Source organism: Hymenobacter sp. GOD-10R, from assembly GCF_035609205.1.
Taxonomy (GTDB): domain Bacteria; phylum Bacteroidota; class Bacteroidia; order Cytophagales; family Hymenobacteraceae; genus Hymenobacter.
The window spans coordinates 6,675,668-6,693,402 of sequence record NZ_CP141184.1 but is presented as its reverse complement, the minus strand read 5'-3'; the positions used below and the strand labels follow the sequence as shown (position 1 = coordinate 6,693,402).

General features: G+C 53.5%; 12 protein-coding genes. 10 read left to right on the top strand and 2 right to left on the bottom strand.

What is annotated here, in order from left to right; all coding sequences use genetic code 11:
* Window positions 1-204: 204 nt before the first annotated feature.
* The 8 genes from SD425_RS26350 (at window position 205) to SD425_RS26315 (ending at window position 14,434) form a co-directional block, all read left to right on the top strand.
* Window positions 205-2,637, top strand: coding sequence for an efflux RND transporter permease subunit (locus tag SD425_RS26350; protein WP_324673979.1), 2,433 nt, complete (start codon window positions 205-207; stop codon window positions 2,635-2,637).
* A 122-nt stretch (window positions 2,638-2,759) separates the two neighbouring features.
* On the top strand, window positions 2,760-6,152 hold the full coding sequence (gene ileS, locus SD425_RS26345; protein WP_324673977.1) for an isoleucine--tRNA ligase: 3,393 nt from the start codon (window positions 2,760-2,762) through the stop codon (window positions 6,150-6,152).
* Window positions 6,153-6,414: 262 nt separating this feature from the next.
* Window positions 6,415-7,068: a lipoprotein signal peptidase gene (locus SD425_RS26340; protein WP_324673975.1), complete on the top strand. Its 654-nt coding sequence runs from the start codon at window positions 6,415-6,417 to the stop codon at window positions 7,066-7,068.
* A gap of 198 nt (window positions 7,069-7,266) precedes the next feature.
* Window positions 7,267-9,300, top strand: coding sequence for an ABC transporter ATP-binding protein (locus SD425_RS26335; protein WP_324673973.1), 2,034 nt, complete (start codon window positions 7,267-7,269; stop codon window positions 9,298-9,300).
* A gap of 326 nt (window positions 9,301-9,626) precedes the next feature.
* Window positions 9,627-12,116: a ribonuclease R gene (gene rnr, locus SD425_RS26330; RefSeq protein WP_324673971.1), complete on the top strand. Its 2,490-nt coding sequence runs from the start codon at window positions 9,627-9,629 to the stop codon at window positions 12,114-12,116.
* 192 nt (window positions 12,117-12,308) lie between these two features.
* A complete protein-coding gene (locus tag SD425_RS26325; RefSeq protein WP_324673969.1) occupies window positions 12,309-13,280 on the top strand; it encodes a polyprenyl synthetase family protein in 972 nt (323 codons plus the stop codon).
* A gap of 124 nt (window positions 13,281-13,404) precedes the next feature.
* Window positions 13,405-14,049 (top strand): rhomboid family intramembrane serine protease, encoded by a 645-nt coding sequence (locus tag SD425_RS26320; protein WP_324673967.1) that lies wholly within the window; start codon window positions 13,405-13,407, stop codon window positions 14,047-14,049.
* Between the two features lie 106 nt (window positions 14,050-14,155).
* Window positions 14,156-14,434, top strand: a complete 279-nt coding sequence (locus SD425_RS26315; protein WP_324673965.1) for a PLD nuclease N-terminal domain-containing protein — start codon at window positions 14,156-14,158, stop codon at window positions 14,432-14,434.
* A 92-nt stretch (window positions 14,435-14,526) separates the two neighbouring features.
* Here the strand turns inward: SD425_RS26315 and SD425_RS26310 are convergent, their stop codons facing one another.
* The gene (locus SD425_RS26310; RefSeq protein ID WP_324673963.1) at window positions 14,527-15,135 is read right to left on the bottom strand and encodes a DUF2939 domain-containing protein; all 609 of its coding nucleotides are present in this window, start codon (window positions 15,133-15,135) and stop codon (window positions 14,527-14,529) included.
* 257 nt (window positions 15,136-15,392) lie between these two features.
* On the opposite strand from SD425_RS26310, the gene SD425_RS26305 reads away from it, so the two are divergent.
* The gene (locus tag SD425_RS26305; protein ID WP_324673961.1) at window positions 15,393-16,244 is read left to right on the top strand and encodes a glycerophosphodiester phosphodiesterase family protein; all 852 of its coding nucleotides are present in this window, start codon (window positions 15,393-15,395) and stop codon (window positions 16,242-16,244) included.
* A 384-nt stretch (window positions 16,245-16,628) separates the two neighbouring features.
* A complete protein-coding gene (locus tag SD425_RS26300; protein ID WP_324673959.1) occupies window positions 16,629-17,015 on the top strand; it encodes a helix-turn-helix domain-containing protein in 387 nt (128 codons plus the stop codon).
* Window positions 17,016-17,104: 89 nt separating this feature from the next.
* On the opposite strand, the gene SD425_RS26295 is transcribed toward SD425_RS26300, so the two are convergent.
* The gene (locus SD425_RS26295) at window positions 17,105-17,671 is read right to left on the bottom strand and encodes an acyl-CoA thioesterase (RefSeq protein ID WP_324673957.1); all 567 of its coding nucleotides are present in this window, start codon (window positions 17,669-17,671) and stop codon (window positions 17,105-17,107) included.
* Window positions 17,672-17,735: the final 64 nt, after the last annotated feature.

Below are 17,735 nucleotides of genomic sequence, written 5' to 3'. Positions count from 1 at the left end.
CTCGCGCAACGGTGTGTAAAAAGCTAGGTGGGAGCGGTAGGGAGGCAGAACAAGCGCTTTATACGAGAAGGCTTAACTATGAGGTTGCGCTTATTAGTATAAAAAAATTCTACTTTCTTCAAAAAGTCATAGTATCAGGCTGTTGAAGATTGAACACTGCCTAGCTGCCTAGCATTGCGTACCTTTGCTCCATTTTAGCGGCCTATGTGGAGTAAACTCGCCTTATTCGTCATCAAGCAGCGGCGCTTTTTGCTGCTGCTACTGGCGGTCATCACCGTGTTCATGGCCTGGAAGGCCAAGGACGTAGAAATGACCTACGATTTCGCCCAAGTGGTAAGTCCCGACGATCCGGAGATGGTCTACTTCCAACGCTTTAAGAAAACGTTTGGCGAAGACGGCAACGTGCTGGTGCTAGGTCTGCAGGATAGCAGCGTCTTCCGCCTCGGCAACTTCACCGAGCTGCGCGCCCTCACCGATACGCTGGCCAAAGTAAAAGGCGTGAGTGGGGTGCTTTCCGTCACCAAGCTCATTGGCCTAGGTAAGGATACCGCCCGACAACAGTTTGTGGCCAAGCCCATCTTCCAGAAATTCCCTGAAACGCAAGCGCAACTCGACAGCTTGATGAAGGTGGTGAACCGGCTGGAGTTCTACAAAGGTCAGCTGATCAGCCCGACCACGGGGGCCACGCTGCTCGCTCTCACCATGGACCCGACTTACCTGAATTCTTCGCGCCGGCAAGCGGTGATGAACGACATTTTGGGCCATGCCGAACAGTTCACCAAGAAAACGGGTATCCGGCTGCACTACGCCGGCTTGCCCTACGTGCGCTCCACGATGACCTCGAAGGTGGCGGGCGAGCTGAAGTTTTTCGTGATGCTGACCATTTTGGTGATGGGTGTCACGCTACTGACCTTCTTCCGCACCTGGTCAGCTGTACTGTTCCCCATATTGGTGGTGCTAGTTGTGGTTATCTGGTGCGTGGGTTCGATGGTGCTACTTGGGTTTAAAATCAACCTACTCACGGGCCTGATACCTAGCATTCTGATTGTTATCAGTATCCCGAACTGCACGTATCTGCTCTCGCGCTACCACTACGACTATCGCAAATCGGGCAACCAGATGCTCGCCATGACGCGCGTGATCCGCAAGATTGGGTTGGTCACCCTGATGAACAATACCACGTCGGCTATCGGATTTTTCGTGTTCTGCTTCACCAATATTGCTATCCTCTACCAATTCGGGCTGGTGGCAACGGTCAATATTTTTGCTGCCTTCATCATCTCCTTTATCATGATTCCGGCGGTATTTACATATCTGCCGCCCCCCACGCCCAAGCAGCTCGAACACCTCGATGCCAAGCCGCTGACCAAGCTGCTGGAGTTCTTCGAGCACCTCGTACTTGATAAGCGAGCTACGGTGTACATGGCCGCCGTTGCCATGGTGGCCCTGTCCCTACTAGGGATTTCGAAGGTAAAATCGGTGTCGTATATGGTAGACGACCTGCCCAAAGACAGCTCCGTGAACAGCGACTTGAAGTTCTTTGAACAGCATTTCAATGGCATTATGCCACTCGAAATCGTGGTGGATACGGGCAAGAAACGCGGTATTTTTAAGCTCAAGAACCTAGAGCGCATCGACCGGTTTGAGGCGTTTTTGCGTACCCAGCCGGTGCTTACCACGCCGGTCAGCATCGTTACCTTCCTGAAAGCAGCGACGCAGGCATTCTACAACGACAACCCCGAGTATTACCGCCTGCCGGACAACTCCGAGAAGAACTTCGTGCTGAGCTACCTAGCGAAGGCCCAGGCAACGGGCGCTGGTAATGCCAAACTGCTCCGCTCGTTCGTCGACTCGACGGGGCAAAAGGCGCGCATCTCACTGAAGATTGCCGATATCGGTTCGCGCAACCTAGATACGTTGCTCACCCATCAAATTCAGCCGCAGATCAAGCAGATCTTCAACGGCACAGGTATGGACGTGAAACTGACGGGCACTACCATCATCTTCACCAAAGGGAATGAGTTTTTGATCAACACGTTGAAAGAAAGCTTGCTATGGGCATTCGGGCTAGTTGGTTTGGTCGTGCTGATCCTCTTTCGCTCCGTTCGAGCAGTGTTCTTCACCTTGTTGCCTAACCTTGTGACGCTGTTGCTCACGGGTGGGTTGATGGGCTTTTTTGGTATTCCTTTAAAACCTAGCACGGCGCTCATTTTCAGCATTGCGCTGGGTATCGACGGCGACAATTCGATCCACTTGCTCGCCAAGTTCCGGCAGGAACTAGCCGTGAACGGACGCCGGGTAAAAGCCGCTATTCGCACCACCTTGAGCGAGGCGGGAACCAGTATGCTCTATACAAGCATTACGTTGTTTCTAGGCTTCGCCGTATTCGCCTTTTCCGAGTTTGGCGGCACCAAAGCCTTGGGCTTGCTGATGTCAGCTAGCTTGCTGATTACGAACTTTTCTAACCTGATTCTGCTGCCTTGCTTGCTTGTTACTTTTGAGCACGGCAAGGATGAGGAAATCGACAAATCCATGTTGCGCCACTACGACGATGATTACCACGAAGAAGACGATGATAAAGATCTGAATCTCGATCGGATGACCGTTAAGCGTCTTGGCGAAGCCCCTAGTGCCTAAGTACCCGTCCGTCGGGCTGCGCTAACGGAAGCGTGTCTGCTGCATCGCTGTTTCAGCAGGTAGTAGAAATGCCTCAGCAGACCTAGCCTGATCGATACCCGTTTAGCTTTCAACTTCCAACGATGAAATACCCCGAGTTTAAACAGCCGCTCAACTACGCTCAGGTTGGCACCGACATCCTGAAGTGGTGGCAAGAGAACGGCATCTTTGAAAAGAGCGTGAGCAGCCGCGAGGGGCAGCCCACGTTCGTGTTTTATGAAGGTCCGCCCTCGGCCAACGGTGCCCCCGGCATTCACCACGTGATGGCCCGCACGGTAAAGGACATCTTCTGCCGCTACCAGACCCTGCTCGGCAAGCAAGTGCCGCGCAAAGGGGGCTGGGATACCCACGGCCTGCCCATCGAGCTACAGGTGGAGAAGGAGCTAGGCATCACGAAGGAGGACATCGGGAAGAAGATCACCATCGAGGACTACAACCAGCGGTGCCGCGAAACCGTGATGCGCTTCAAAGCGCAGTGGGATGATCTGACCCAGAAAATGGGCTATTGGGTCGACCTCAACGACCCCTATATCACCTTCGAGCCGGAGTACATCGAGAGTTGCTGGGCCCTGCTGAAGAAGCTTTACGACAAAGGCCTGCTCTACAAAGGCTACACGATCCAGCCGTATTCGCCGGCGGCGGGCACCGGCTTGTCGTCGCACGAGCTGAACCAGCCCGGCACGTACAAAGACGTGAAGGACACGACTATCGTGGCGCAGTTTAAGGTGACGCGTGATGAAGCTTCGGAGAAGCTGTTTGCTGCCGCTACCGACGACGCTCCGCTGTACATCATGGCTTGGACGACCACGCCGTGGACCCTAGCTGCTAACACGGGCCTAGCTGTTGGCAAAAACATCCGCTACGTGTTGGTGCGCACCTTCAATCCGTACACCCACGCGCCCATCTATGTGGTGCTGGCGAAGGATTTGGTGAGTCGGTATTTCAATGAGAAGGGTGCTACTGCTTCGCTGGAAGAGTACAAGGCTGGCGACAAAGTATTGCCTTGGCGCTTAGAAGGCGAGTTCGTGGGTTCTGACCTCGTCGGCATTCATTATGAGCGTTTGTTTGGCCAAGATCAAGGCTTCCCAGCCTTCGAAGGCGAAGAACGGGCGTTCCGCGTCATCGTAGGCGACTTCGTGACGACGGAAGATGGTACTGGTATCGTGCACATCTCGCCCACGTTCGGCGCTGATGACTTCCGGGCTGCCCAACTCGCCGATATTCCTGCGTTGTTAGTGCCTGACAAAGACGACCCTAACAAGAAGGTGCCTATCGTAGACCGCACAGGTCGTTACGTGGCCGAAATGGGCGAGTTCGGCGGCCGTTGGGTGAAGAACTACGACGGCCACGATCAGACTGGCGCCGACTACAAAACCCTGGATGAAAGCATCGCCATCAAGATGCGTAAAGAGGGTACGGCGTTCAAAACCGAAAAGTACGAGCACACCTACCCGCACTGCTGGCGCACGGACAAGCCCGTGCTGTACTACCCGCTTGACTCGTGGTTTATCAAAACGACGGCGGTGAAGGATCGGCTCATCGAGCTAAACAAAACCATCAACTGGAAGCCCGAAAGCACCGGTACTGGCCGCTTCGGCAACTGGCTGGAAAACCTCGTCGACTGGAACCTGAGCCGCTCGCGCTACTGGGGCACGCCGCTGCCCATCTGGCGCACGCAAGACGGTACGGAGGAGCTTTGCATCGGCAGCATCGCCGAGCTGCGCGCTGAGATTGATAAGGCCGTTGCCGCCGAGGTGATGACCCACAATCCGCTCAAAGAAGGGGAGAAGGTAGACCTGCACCGACCCTACGTAGACGACATCTTCCTGGTGTCGCCAAGCGGCCAGCCCATGTACCGCGAAACCGACCTCATCGACGTGTGGTTTGATAGCGGCGCCATGCCCTACGCGCAGTGGCATTACCCCATCGAAAATGCCGAGAAATTCCGCAAGAATTTCCCTGCCGACTACATCGCTGAAGGTGTTGACCAAACCCGTGGCTGGTTCTTCACGCTGCATGCTCTGGGCGTGATGCTGGAAGATTCGGTGGCCTTCAAGAACGTTATTGCCAACGGCCTCGTGCTCGACAAGAACGGCAACAAGATGAGCAAGCGCCTCGGCAATGCCATCGACCCGTTCGCGACCCTAGCTCAGTTCGGCCCCGATGCTACGCGTTGGTACATGATTGTGAACGCACCACCGTGGGACAACCTCAAGTTCGACCCGGCCGGCGTAACGGAAGTACAGCGCCGTTTCTTCGGCACGCTGTTCAACACGTACTCGTTCTACGCGCTTTACGCCAACCTCGACAGCTATAGCTACGACGCTACCACGGCCGTGCCCGCGGCCGAGCGCACCGAGCTAGATCGTTGGGTGCTAAGCAAGCTTCAGTCGCTTCTCTTGGAAGTGCGCGGCCACTACGACAGCTACGAGCCCACGAAGGCGGCCCGTGCTATCCAGGATTTCGTGACCGATCAGCTCTCCAACTGGTACGTGCGTCTGTCGCGTCGCCGCTTCTGGAAAGGAGAATTGACCGCCGACAAGCGTGCTGCCTTCGATACGCTCTACGAATGCCTCTACGCCGTAGGTCAGCTGATGGCACCTATCGCGCCGTTCTTCGCCGAGTGGCTCTACCAGAACCTGATGGAGGCGCAGACGACAGGCGAAAAGGTAGAATCGGTGCACCTGACGCTGCTGCAAGAAGCGCGGACGGAGCTAATCGACACAGCCTTGGAAGAGCGTATGGAGCTAGCCCAGCGTATCTCGTCGCTCACGCACTCGCTGCGGAAGAAGTCGGTGCTGAAGGTGCGTCAGCCGTTGCAACGCATCTTGGTACCAGTGCTGAACGAGTCGACGCGCGAGCAAGTAGGCAAGGTGGAAGACCTGATCTGCGCCGAGGTGAACGTGAAGCATGTGGAGTTTCTCGACGATACCAGCGGCGTGTTGGTGAAGTCGGTGAAGCCTAACTTCAAGCGCCTAGGTCAGCAATACGGTCCGAAGCTGAAGCTGGTAGCGGCCCGTATCCAGCAGATGACGCCAGAGGAAATCAGCACGCTGGAGAAGGAGGGAACCTTAGCTGTAGAGGTCGAAGGTCAACCCATCACCCTGGCTCCCGACGATGTGGAAATCCGCACGGATGACCTGCCCGGCTGGCTCGTAGCCACTGATGGTCCTTTGACTGTAGCCCTCGACGTGACCCTAACCGATGAGCTGCGCCAAGAAGGTGTGGCCCGCGAACTGGTAAACCGCTTGCAGAACCTCCGCAAAGACAGCGGCCTAGAAGTGCAGGACAAAATCCGCGTGACGCTCGGCAACCAGCAACCCGAACTGACCGCCGCTGTGCAGTCGTTTGGCGACTACATCCGCACCGAAACGCAGGCCCTAGCCCTCGATTTCGCGGCTGATGTGAACGGTGGTGCCGTGCTCGAATTTGATGAGTATAACGTGCCGGTGCGACTAGAAATCGCAACGAGCTGAGGCTGAACTACTCACCCGCTCCTAAAAAAGGCGGGTGAGTACACCGCCGCACAAAGCGTTTTGTCGCCTTCGTTATTCGGTTAAAAAGGGCATAAAAGACCCTTCAAGACATATACTATTGATGTAGAGGCAGCGCGACCTGACCATGCCGCGAAGTCCAAAATTCTTCGTCACTTTGTACTACGAGAGGAGAGAAGGCAACTACTGACAGGACGTCAGAGCTAGGTCTCCCTTCGCATATTGATCCTCTCTTTTCTATCTAATGAAGTACTGGAAATATTACTTGGTGGCATTGTTGGTCATCGCCATTGACCAACTCTCGAAGTGGGCCGTGCACACCTACATGCAGCCCGGCATGCCCGGCGAAATTTCGGTGTTCGGCGAATGGTTCAAGTTGCATTACACGCTGAACCCTGGCATGGCTTTCGGCGTGGAATTGCCGCCACCCTATGGTAAGATTCTCCTCACTAGCTTCCGCCTGATTGCCGTCGTGGGCATCATGTACCTGATTCGCTATTACTGGAAGCGGCACGCGGCACCTGGCTTTTTGGTGTGCGTCGGCCTGATCCTAGGGGGCGCTATTGGCAACTTGATTGACTCTATCTTCTACGGCGTCATCTACAACAATGCTCCCTTCGGGGCGCCTACGCCGTGGTTTCATGGCCAGGTGATTGATATGCTTTTCTTCGATTCACCAGATGGCTTCTTCCCAGCTGCCTGGCCGCTTATCGGGGGAAAGATGATTCCTGACTATCCTATCTTCAACATTGCCGACTCGGCTATCTTCATCGGCGTAGTGCTGATCCTTTTCAATCAGAAACGTTTCTTTGAACACGAGGAGACAGTTCAAAAAGTGGATGTTCAGCACCACAATGCCGAAACGCCTTCTACTTCGGAGCCTGTACAGCCGGTGTAGCTGTAGCGTGGACTTTGTAGTCCGCGTATGAGTATGAAGAACAAGCGCGGACTACAAAGCCTGCGCTACTTGAAGGACCTTATTCCGCTAAACAGCAAGAAACTGCTAGCGGGATAAGGTCCTTCTCTCGTTAATAAGACAGTCGTTTTTTAAGTAGCTTTGATAACAACCACTGCTTTCTCCTAGCTTCCTTCGTTCGTGTCGCAGCCTCTTCTTTCTGTTTCTAACCTCACTATTGACTTCAATTCGCACCGTGGCGCCACGCGGGCGGTGAACGACATTTCCTTTGAGTTGCATAAGGGGGAGACCCTAGCTATTGTGGGTGAATCGGGTTCGGGAAAATCGGTGACCTCGCTGGCGTTGATGGGCCTGATTCCGATGCCACCCGGCCGCATTGTGTCGGGGGAGACGCGGTTTCAGTCGGCGCAGTTTGGAGAAGTCGATCTGCTGAAGCTCACGGACCAGCAGCTACAGCAGGTGCGCGGCAACGACATCAGCATGATCTTCCAGGAGCCGATGACCTCGCTGAACCCTGTGTACACCTGCGGCAGTCAGGTTGTGGAAGCGCTGCGGCTGCATACGAAGCTGAATGAAAAGGAAGCGGCAGTTCGCACGGTGGAGCTGTTCACGATGGCGCAGCTGCCGCGCCCCGAGAAGATCTTTAAATCGTACCCGCACGAAATCAGCGGCGGTCAGAAACAGCGCGTGATGATAGCCATGGCTATGGCCTGCAATCCGGCCATCCTCATCGCCGACGAGCCCACTACTGCCCTCGATGTGACGGTGCAGGCGCGCATGCTTCAACTCATCGACGACCTACGCCGGGAGCATAACACGGCCGTGTTGTTCATTACCCACGACCTAGGGGTAGTGGCCGAAATAGCTGACCGCATTATGGTGATGTACCGCGGCCGGGTAGTAGAACAGGGTCGAGTGCTCGACATCTTTACTAATCCGCAGCATCCTTACACGAAAGGCTTGCTAGCTTGCCGACCAAAATTATCAGTTGGCAAAAAAAGATTACCTGTAGTAGCTGATTTCATGCGTGAAGCACCCGATGGGAGCTTTATTGCCACTGAAACTGCTAACACGCAAAGCGCTGATGGCAAAGTAGCTGTGCAGCCACTAGTAGCCTCTCAGAACGGTGGGGAAACTACCAAAACGTTCCCCGTGGAACATTCTGTTTCACAGCTAAACGAACCGCTTATCGGCTTCGAAACTGCCCCTGCAAGTGAGTCGGGCCAGCCGTTGCCTAGCTTCCTGTCAACACCGGTCATCGCTGATTTGGAAGATATTTCAGTTGCCTCCGAGCCCGAGGCATTTAACGATAGCAGCACTACAACCCAAAGTCGCAGCACCACCATGGCTGGCGGATCGTTAAACAATGATCCAGCTACGAGCAAGGGTACACCGCTCCTGCAAGTCGAAAATCTCCAGGTGTACTTCCCAATTCGCAAAGGCTTCTTCAATCGCAACCCGGAGTTCGTAAAGGCTGTGGATAGCGTAAGTTTCGATATCTACCGTGGTGAGACCGTAGGCTTGGTAGGGGAATCGGGGTGTGGTAAGACGACCCTAGGTCGGGCGATACTGCGACTAGTGGAGCCGACTGCTGGTCGCATCCTGTTCGAGGGAACCGACTTGGCAGCGCTGCCCACGGGTGAACTGCGCCGTCGCCGTCGCGAGTTTCAAATGGTCTTCCAAGATCCGTACGCGGCGCTTAACCCGATGATGACAGTCGGCGAAGCTATCCTAGAGCCGATGCGTGTGCACGGCGTAGGAGGGACCCGCACGGAACAGAAGGCGCGGGTGCAAGAATTGCTGCTTACCGTTGGTCTGCGCGAAGATCATTACCTCCGCTACCCGCACGAGTTTTCCGGTGGCCAGCGCCAGCGTATCTGTATTGCCCGCGCCTTGGCCTTGCAGCCCAAATGCATCGTGTGCGACGAATCTGTATCGGCCCTCGACGTGTCGGTACAGGCTCAAGTGCTGAATCTGCTCAACGACCTCAAGCGTGACTTCGGCATCACTTACCTGTTTATCACCCACGACCTGTCGGTAGCTAGGTTTATGTCGGACCGATTACTGGTGATGAGCAAAGGGCAGATCGTGGAGAGCGGTCCGGCCGCGCAAGTGTATGCGCACCCCCAGCACGAGTACACCCGCACCCTGCTTAGCGCCATTCCGAAGGATGAGCCCGCTGATATCCGTGCGGCTGTAGCTCGCCGGATGTAGCGCGCAGCGGGAGCTTCGCGCTACACGTGACAACGAGGTGCTACATTCCTGCACTTATTAGTGAATGAATCTTGATCCACTATCGTTAGGAAATAGAGCTATGGTATGTCTCGCATGACCCGGCATTTTGCGCTACCAATAGTTATTATCGGATATATTCCGTAGTATCTGATCGAACACGGCTATTAGCTGATGTTCTGTATGTGTGTTGGCTGGTGCCGCACCGACTATTTCTAATCCTAGAGCAATACGAACACGTATGCTCTACTCTACATTTTCTGGCCGCCTGAGAAACCGACAATAAACCGGCGGCGCCCATTTTCTACATGAAAAGAAAAGATGAATCATCGGCTCCCCGCGCCGCCGCGAAAGCCATTCGTTCGCCCAAAGGTGAACGTACCCCGGTGACCAAAACACAGGTCTTCCGGATTTTTGCCGATAACCCCGGCAAAGTATTCTCCTACCGTCAGCTCTCTCGCCGCCTAGGTGTGACGACCAAAGAGCAGCGTGAGGAATTGTTTAGCCATCTGAAGGCTCTCCGCAATAGCAGCCAGCTTACGCACCTTCAGAACGACGATTATCGTTTGACTGATGCCTCGGCCTTCCACGAAGCTACCGAGCCCGCCAGTGGCCGTAAAACGCGCAAAAACGAAGCACCACTCGCCCGACGTGGTGGTGCTCGTCCAATAGAAACAGAGTTTGGCCAGGGCCCTGTCGTACACCGTCGCCGTGAGGCTGGCTTCGACTTCCCCGATGCGGATCAGCCCGAAGTGGCACACCGCCGCGATTCGGGAGGTGAGACCATCACGGGTATTGTGTCCTTGGCTACTGACAAGTATGCTTTCGTCGTAAGTGAGGAGAGCGAAACAGACGTGCGTGTTTTCACCGACCGTCTGAAGTTTGCTATGCAAGGCGATACCGTTCGGCTTCGCCTGCGCGGCTCCCGCGATGGTCGCCCGGTGGGTGATGTGGTGGAGGTGCTCAAGCGCCAGCGCACCGAGATTGTAGGGCGGCTGTATGTACAGGGCGGCATCGGCTTCGTGAAGCCTGACAACCGCAAGCTCTACTTCGATGTGTTTGTGCCTGAAGAAAACCTGCACGACGCCAAGCAAGGTGAAAAGGTGTTGGTGCGCATCACGGAGTTTCCGAATGACCACGGCCGCTCGCCAGTAGGTGAGGTGGTGCGCAGCTTCGGACCTGCCGGTGAGAACGAGGCAGAGATCAACGCCATCATGGCGGAGTTTGGCTTGCCTTTCGAATTTCCGGCAGCGGTCGAGGAAGAGTCAGAAGCTATTCCGGATGTGATTGGCGAAGCAGAGATTTCCCGTCGCCGCGACTTCCGGTCCATTACGACCTTTACCATTGACCCCGCCGACGCGAAGGATTTCGACGATGCGCTGTCTATTCAGCAGCTCGAAAACGGCCACTGGGAAATTGGCGTGCACATCGCCGATGTGACCCATTACGTGCGCCCTGGCACCGAGCTAGAGCACGAAGCTAAGCATCGTGCTACCTCGGTCTACCTAGTCGACCGGGTGATTCCGATGCTGCCAGAGCGCCTCTCGAATGGGGTCTGCTCGCTGCGCCCAAACGAAGACAAGCTCACCTTCTCGGCCGTGTTTGAACTCGACGAAAACGGTAAACTGTACGACTCTTGGTTCGGCAAAACCATCATTCACTCCGACCGCCGCTTCTCCTACGAAGAAGCCCAGGAGCGTATCGAAACCAAAGAAGGAGACTACGCCGCCGAGATCAATCTGCTCAACGACATTGCCAAGAAGATCTGTGCTGCTCGCTTCAAGAAGGGTGCTATCAGCTTCGAAACACAGGAGGTGAAATTCCGTCTTGATGCAGAGGGCAAGCCGCTTGGTGTATATGTGAAGGAGCGGAAGGATGCGCATAAGCTGATCGAGGAATTTATGCTGCTCGCCAACCGCAAGGTGGCCGAGTTTGTGTTCCGCCTGAAGGCTCGCAAGCCCCGCTTCACGATGGTGTACCGCACCCACGATGCGCCCGACCCAGACCGCTTGGAAAACTTTGCTCTCTTCGCGAAGAAGTTTGGTCATACCCTGGATCTGAGCAACCCGAAGAAGCTGAGCCACGAGTTGAATGACTTGTCGGAAGAGGTAATAGGCAAGCCGGAGCAGAACGTTCTCCAGACCCTAGCCGTGCGGACGATGGCCAAGGCGAAGTATACCACTGAGCCCCTAGGTCACTTTGGCCTAGCCTTCGACCATTACTCACACTTCACGTCGCCCATCCGTCGCTACCCCGATATGATGGCGCACCGCCTGCTGGAACACTACCTGGAAGGTGGCAAGAATGTAGAGGTTGAGCCGATCGAAGAAGACTGCAAGCACTCCTCAGAGCGCGAGAAAGTAGCAGCCAACGCTGAGCGCGCGAGCATCAAGTATAAGCAAGTCGAGTTCATGTCGAACGTGATTGGCGAGACGTTCAAAGGTGTCGTGTCGGGCCTTACCGAGTGGGGCATGTTCGTGGAAATCGAGGAGAACAAGTGTGAAGGCATGATACGCCTGAGCGAGATTCCCGGCGACTTTTACGAGCTCGACAAAGACAACTATCGTATCGTGGGGCAGCGCACCAAGCGCATTATCCAGTTCGGCGACGAGATGCAGGTCGTTGTGAAAGCCGCTAACTTGCTCGACCGCACCATCGACTTCGAACTAGTAGATAACCGACCTGATTCGGTGAAGCGTCGCGAGCAGGATGAGCGCGAAAGCCGCGGTGGTCGTGGCGGTCGTAGCAGCCGCCCGGAACGCGAATCCCGCGGAAGCAAAGGCAACCGTCGACGCTAAGCTAGGTAACGCGAACTTTGTAGTTCGCGAGTAATAGTGAGGCACCGCAGACTACATAGTCTGCGCTACAGCACAGCCCCAACGTCTGTCGACGTTGGGGCTTTTTGTGGCAACTAACCACCCTGCTTCCCTGCTATTAAACCCCCAATCGTTTCCTCCGTACCTTGCCCGTTCAACCCCTTCTTGCCCCCTGTGGACCTCTCTTTCTTCACCCAAAAAATCACCGCCGGCCTAGCTGAACTACGCTACGGCGCCGAACCCGAATCCCTCTACGAACCCATCCGCTACATCATGGCCTTGGGGGGTAAGCGCATTCGTCCGTTGCTGACTTTGCTAGGTGCCCACTTGTTTACCGACGACCTAGCTACCATCGTGCGCCCTGCGCTGGCTACCGAAGTGTTTCACAACTTCACCCTGCTCCACGACGACCTCATGGACCAAGCGCCCCTGCGGCGGGGACAACAAACGGTGCACGAAAAGTGGAACCCTAACGTAGCCATCTTGAGCGGCGACGTGATGCTGGTGCGGGCCTACGAGCTGTTCTTCGATGTGCAGGCCGAACTTCTGCCCACCGTGTTGCGCAAGTTCAGCCAGACGGCCGCAGAGGTGTGTGAGGGCCAGCAGTGGGACATGAACTTTGAGACGGAAACCACGGTCAGCATCCCGCAGTATCTCGACATGATTCGCTTGAAGACAGCTGTGTTGCTCGGCTTCTGCCTGGAGCTAGGTGCCCTGCTTGGTGGTGCCTCCGCCACTGATGCAGATCGAATGCGGCAATTTGGTACGGATATCGGCCTAGCTTTTCAGCTCCGCGACGACCTGCTCGACGTGTACGGCGACGCGGCTACCTTCGGCAAACGCGTAGGCGGCGACATTGTATCCGACAAGAAAACGTTCTTACTGCTCACGGCCCAAGCGCAGGCTAGCGCCGAACAGCGCGCTACGCTGGCGCAATACATTGGTCAGCTAGGGCAGGATGCCGAAGCAAAAGTGCGCGCCGTAACGGCGGTGTATGATGCCCTAAGTATCCGTGCTCAAACGGAAGAGTTGATTAACGACTACTTCGTGCAAGCGCTCCAACACCTAGAGCAAGTGGCTGCTCCAGCCGAGCGCAAAGAGCCGCTACGTCGCCTAGCTATGCAACTCATGGAACGCGAAAGCTAGGGCAGATGATGGCTGCCTGCGGCTCATCCATAGCCATTGCGTGTATCCTATCGTGTTGCTCGTCTGCCATCGATTTAAGTATATCAACTCATTCTAGCTTATCACCCAACGTCCCAGTACCCTTATGTTCGCAGTTGATGCCACACTCATTTTAATTCTGCTGACGGCAGCCATTTCCATCTACGCTTGGTCGAACAGTGACTTTTTAGAAAGCTGGATTCTGAATCCCTTCTTAATGCGCAAGCGCAACGAGTGGTACCGCTTTCTAACGGCCGGTTTCCTGCACGCCGATTTGATGCACCTAATCTTTAACATGTTTGCTTTTTACTCCTTCGGCGTAATTATCCAGGCTGTTTTTGAAAGGTTCTTCGGCCCTCAAGATGGCCTCTTGCGCTACTTGGTGCTGTACCTAGGTGGCATTATCGTATCCGATATTCCTTCCTACATCCGCCACCGCAAGGATGTGGACTACCGCAGCTTGGGGGCTTCTGGCGGCGTGGCATCGGTCATCTTCGCTAGTATTCTGTTCAACCCGGTGGCACCTAAAGGCAGCGGCATATACGTCTTCCCAATTCCTTTTCCGATCCAGCCTTTTCTCTTCGGGCTGCTATACCTAGGGTATTCCTACTACCAGGGGCGGCGTCAGGGCGATAATATCAACCACGATGCACACTTCTATGGTGCGCTTTATGGTATGTTGGTCACGCTGCTGATGTTCCCAGAAGCTGGACCTATTTTCCTAAGCCAAATCAAACAATATTTAATGTAAGTTGCTGATTAATAGTAACTTATGTTTTAAAAGTGTTCGATCTTATATCTATTCGGAGAGGAGTGCGTAAAAACGCCAAATAGTACTCACTTTCTCTCTCCATACCATGAATAAACTCGCTTCACTCTCGACACGCCTGTCCTTTTACGTGCCCATGTTGGCCTTCACCTTGCTTATGACGGCTTGTAGCCGTTACAATGACAACGGTGGTCTTGCCATATGGGGCGTCATCCTACTAGCACTGGATGTCCTTGCCATGATTGACGTATTTCGTCAGCCATGGGGGATCGGCAAGAAGATTCTATGGATTGCCATCATCTACTTCTTCCCGCTCGGTGGTCTGATTTTGTATTACCTATTTGCCGGTCGTGGCAAAGCCAGCTAAGCAACATCCCTTCTCCATACTGATAAAGAAAGCCCCGTCGCAATTCTGCGACGGGGCTTTTTTGTGGACGACTTTTGGCCCTTAACTCCTGATCAATTACCCTTCTTGAGCTGGGCAAGGCGCTTCACTAACTCACGAGCATTTGCAATTTCTTTCACCTGCCAATGGTCGCCTTCGTGAAGCATCTTCAATTCTACTACTACTGTGGTATCGTACTTAGGCTGGTCTAGCTCAAGTCCTACCAAAGCTTCTTCGCCTTCTTGCCGCACGTAGCTGATCCCTTTGAACTGGCTGTTTGATCCTATGACATTGCCTACTGCTCCTAGTACCGAAATCTTACCCAATGGAGTTGAAGGCATCTTGTCGGGGCTAGGTGCTGCTCCTGATGCTACGAGTTGCTGAACTTCCTGCCTAGCTATTTCGGATAGTTGTGGCTTAAGCACCTGGAGTGCTCCTTGCAACAATAGATTATTTGAGCTAGGAAGCCCCAATGCGGCGCCTTGATCAGCTACTTGGTTGATCAGGCTAGATGACACACTGCGTACGTCCACGTATTGCTCAAACGCGGCTACATCGTGTGACTTGAATGCCCGTGCTGCTTGCATGAGTGCGTACGTAGGCCCCGCGGCTAGGCGGCGATAGTAGTAATAGCCACCTGCCAAGAGGCCAAGTAGAACGAGTAGAACAACGACTTTCTTCATAAGCGACTTTTATGTGGAAGCGGCCAGCAGTTCCTAGAATACAAAGCTGGTTGCTGGCTTAAGTTGAGAACGTGAATGGAGGCACCTAGGCGCCTTGTTGTGGTGCTGATCACAACGTAGTGGCGCTGCTCTTGTTGCTGCTTTATCTAGGTCTAGTAATACCACTGAAGTACTTGTTCATCGCGTTCAAAGGACAAGAATAAGCAAAGCTACTAGCGAATGACAGCCGCCGCCTACAGCACTACGTAGCTAAATTCATGATAAGAATTGTCGATAGCACCAACTACCCTGAAGTGCATGGCCACCGCGGATGCCGTGGTTTGCTGCCCGAAAATACAGTACCAGCATTCTTACGTGCCCTGGAGCTAGGTGTCGATACTCTCGAACTCGATGTGGTAATTTCTGCTGATGAACAGGTAATTGTATCGCACGAGCCTTGGCTTTCAGCAGCCCTTTGCTTGGATGCTAGTGGACAGCCTATCCCGCTTGCAAGGGAGAAGGACTTCAATCTTTTTCAGCTGCCCTACGACTATATCAGGCGGTGTGACTGTGGGCTCCAACGGCAGCTTCGTTTCCCTGAGCAGCAGCTACAGCCCGCCTACAAACCCTTACTACGAGAGGTGTTCCAAGCTGTAGAAAAACGAACGCAGGAACTCACTCGCTCCCTTGTTCACTATAGCATCGAGGTGAAGAGTACTGCGGGAGAAGACCACATATTTCATCCAACCCCAGCGAGGTTTGTCGAGCTAGTAATAGGGGAAGTACAGGCTGCTGGAGTGATGTCTCGGACTGCCATTATCTCCTTCGACAAACGTGCATTGCAAGCAGTGCATCAGCAGGCACCAGCGTTAACCTTAGGGTTGCTTGTCGAGGACGCGAAGCCTTTCCATGAACACCTACAGGAGCTAGGTTTTATCCCCGCTCTTTATGGTCCTGAATTTCCACTAGTCGACGCGCAACTGATGGCTGAAGTGCGGGCTTACAGCATGCGCCTTGTGCCCTGGACGGTAAACGAAATTGCCGATATGCATAGGCTACTTGCCCTAGGAGTCGACGGTATCACGACCGACTATCCTAACCGCTTGCTTCAAATTTTGCAGCGCTCGTAAACGTCTTTTTTGCGTGCAGCAGCCTGTTACATTTCAGGTTCTTCTCGTAGTCGCTATCCAGCAAATCTGGTCAAGAATAAGGAGAACATAGGTGGGCTAGGGTGTACTGCCTGTCTTCTTATATCGTAAGCGATTGTTCTTCACCAAAACGCTGATTGGACAGCGTATGATGAGTTTTGCCGAGCCTTTGTAACAGTCTGATCCATTGTAACACTTTGTTATGGTTACAGTGTATCATTTGTAAAGTGTAACTATGTCCATTCAAAAACGTTACACCTATACAAAAATTGACGTTACACTACAGTTGTATTTTACGTATAGTATTTTGTTAAATGCAACAACTTTAACATCTTTACACCTACCAGCATATTACAAGTTTGATTCATGCCACATCAGGGCGAAATCCTTCAGGAAGCCATAAAAAACAGCGGTATTTCGATTACAAGGATCGTTGATGAGCTAGGTATTACACGTCCCACCATCTATCGTAAGTTCAAAGAAGATACACTTGATTACAGCTTTGTAAAAAAAGTAGGTGACATAATTGGATATGATTTCTCTGAAGACTTTACAGTAGTGCAACAGGGTGTATTGCCTCTTGTATCACAAACTGTAACGAATACTGTAGCTCATAATGTAACACCGAAATTGGCGGCGTTACAGGCTGCTGATTCAGATCCTGTTAAACAGCTCCTAGCGCTTCAAACGAAGTATATAGCTCTATTAGAGGCCTACAATGAGTTGCTATTGAAGGTGTATGGACCTAAGTGACAAAAATGTTCCACGTGAAACATTTTTGTCACTTAGCCATTATCAAATTGGACGGTTTGGTAGGGGATAGTAGATAAACCTAAGTCAGGTTAGTACCCGATTTTGCAGCGCTCATTGGAGAGTAAGTCTTCCTCCTGATCGTCAATTAAGGTCTCACGAGCGGCTGCAAAATCACGCTGATAACGCTGCTTGAGTTCTCGTCTTTTGATTGCCTCTAGGAAGCGGCGGGTGTCAACAGGGCTTTCCAGAATGAGGCCTGGAACCTGGGTAGGTTGCCCCTCGTCATTCTTCGCTACCATGGTGAAATAAGAGGTGTTCGTATGCTTCACTAATCCCGTACGGACATCTTCGGCAATGACCTTTATACCGACTAGGAGCGAGGTACGACCAACGTAATTTACGGAAGCTAGCAGCGACACCAACTCACCAACTTCTACTGGTTGCAGGAAGTCTACCCCATCGACACTCACCGTCACACAGTAGCTACCGGCGTGCTTGGAGGCGGCCGCATAAGCGACCTTATCCATGAGGGAAAGAAGGATGCCACCATGGATCTTTCCGCCGAAGTTGGCGTACCCCGGAATCATCAATTCAGTGAGAGTTACTCGGGAGTAGGAGACAGTGCGGAAGTCTGGCAGGAGTGAAGGAACAAGCATGAGCAAGTTGAGATTTGAAACAAGTACATAATCGCATAGGCAAGCTAGACGCGCTAGTTGGCCA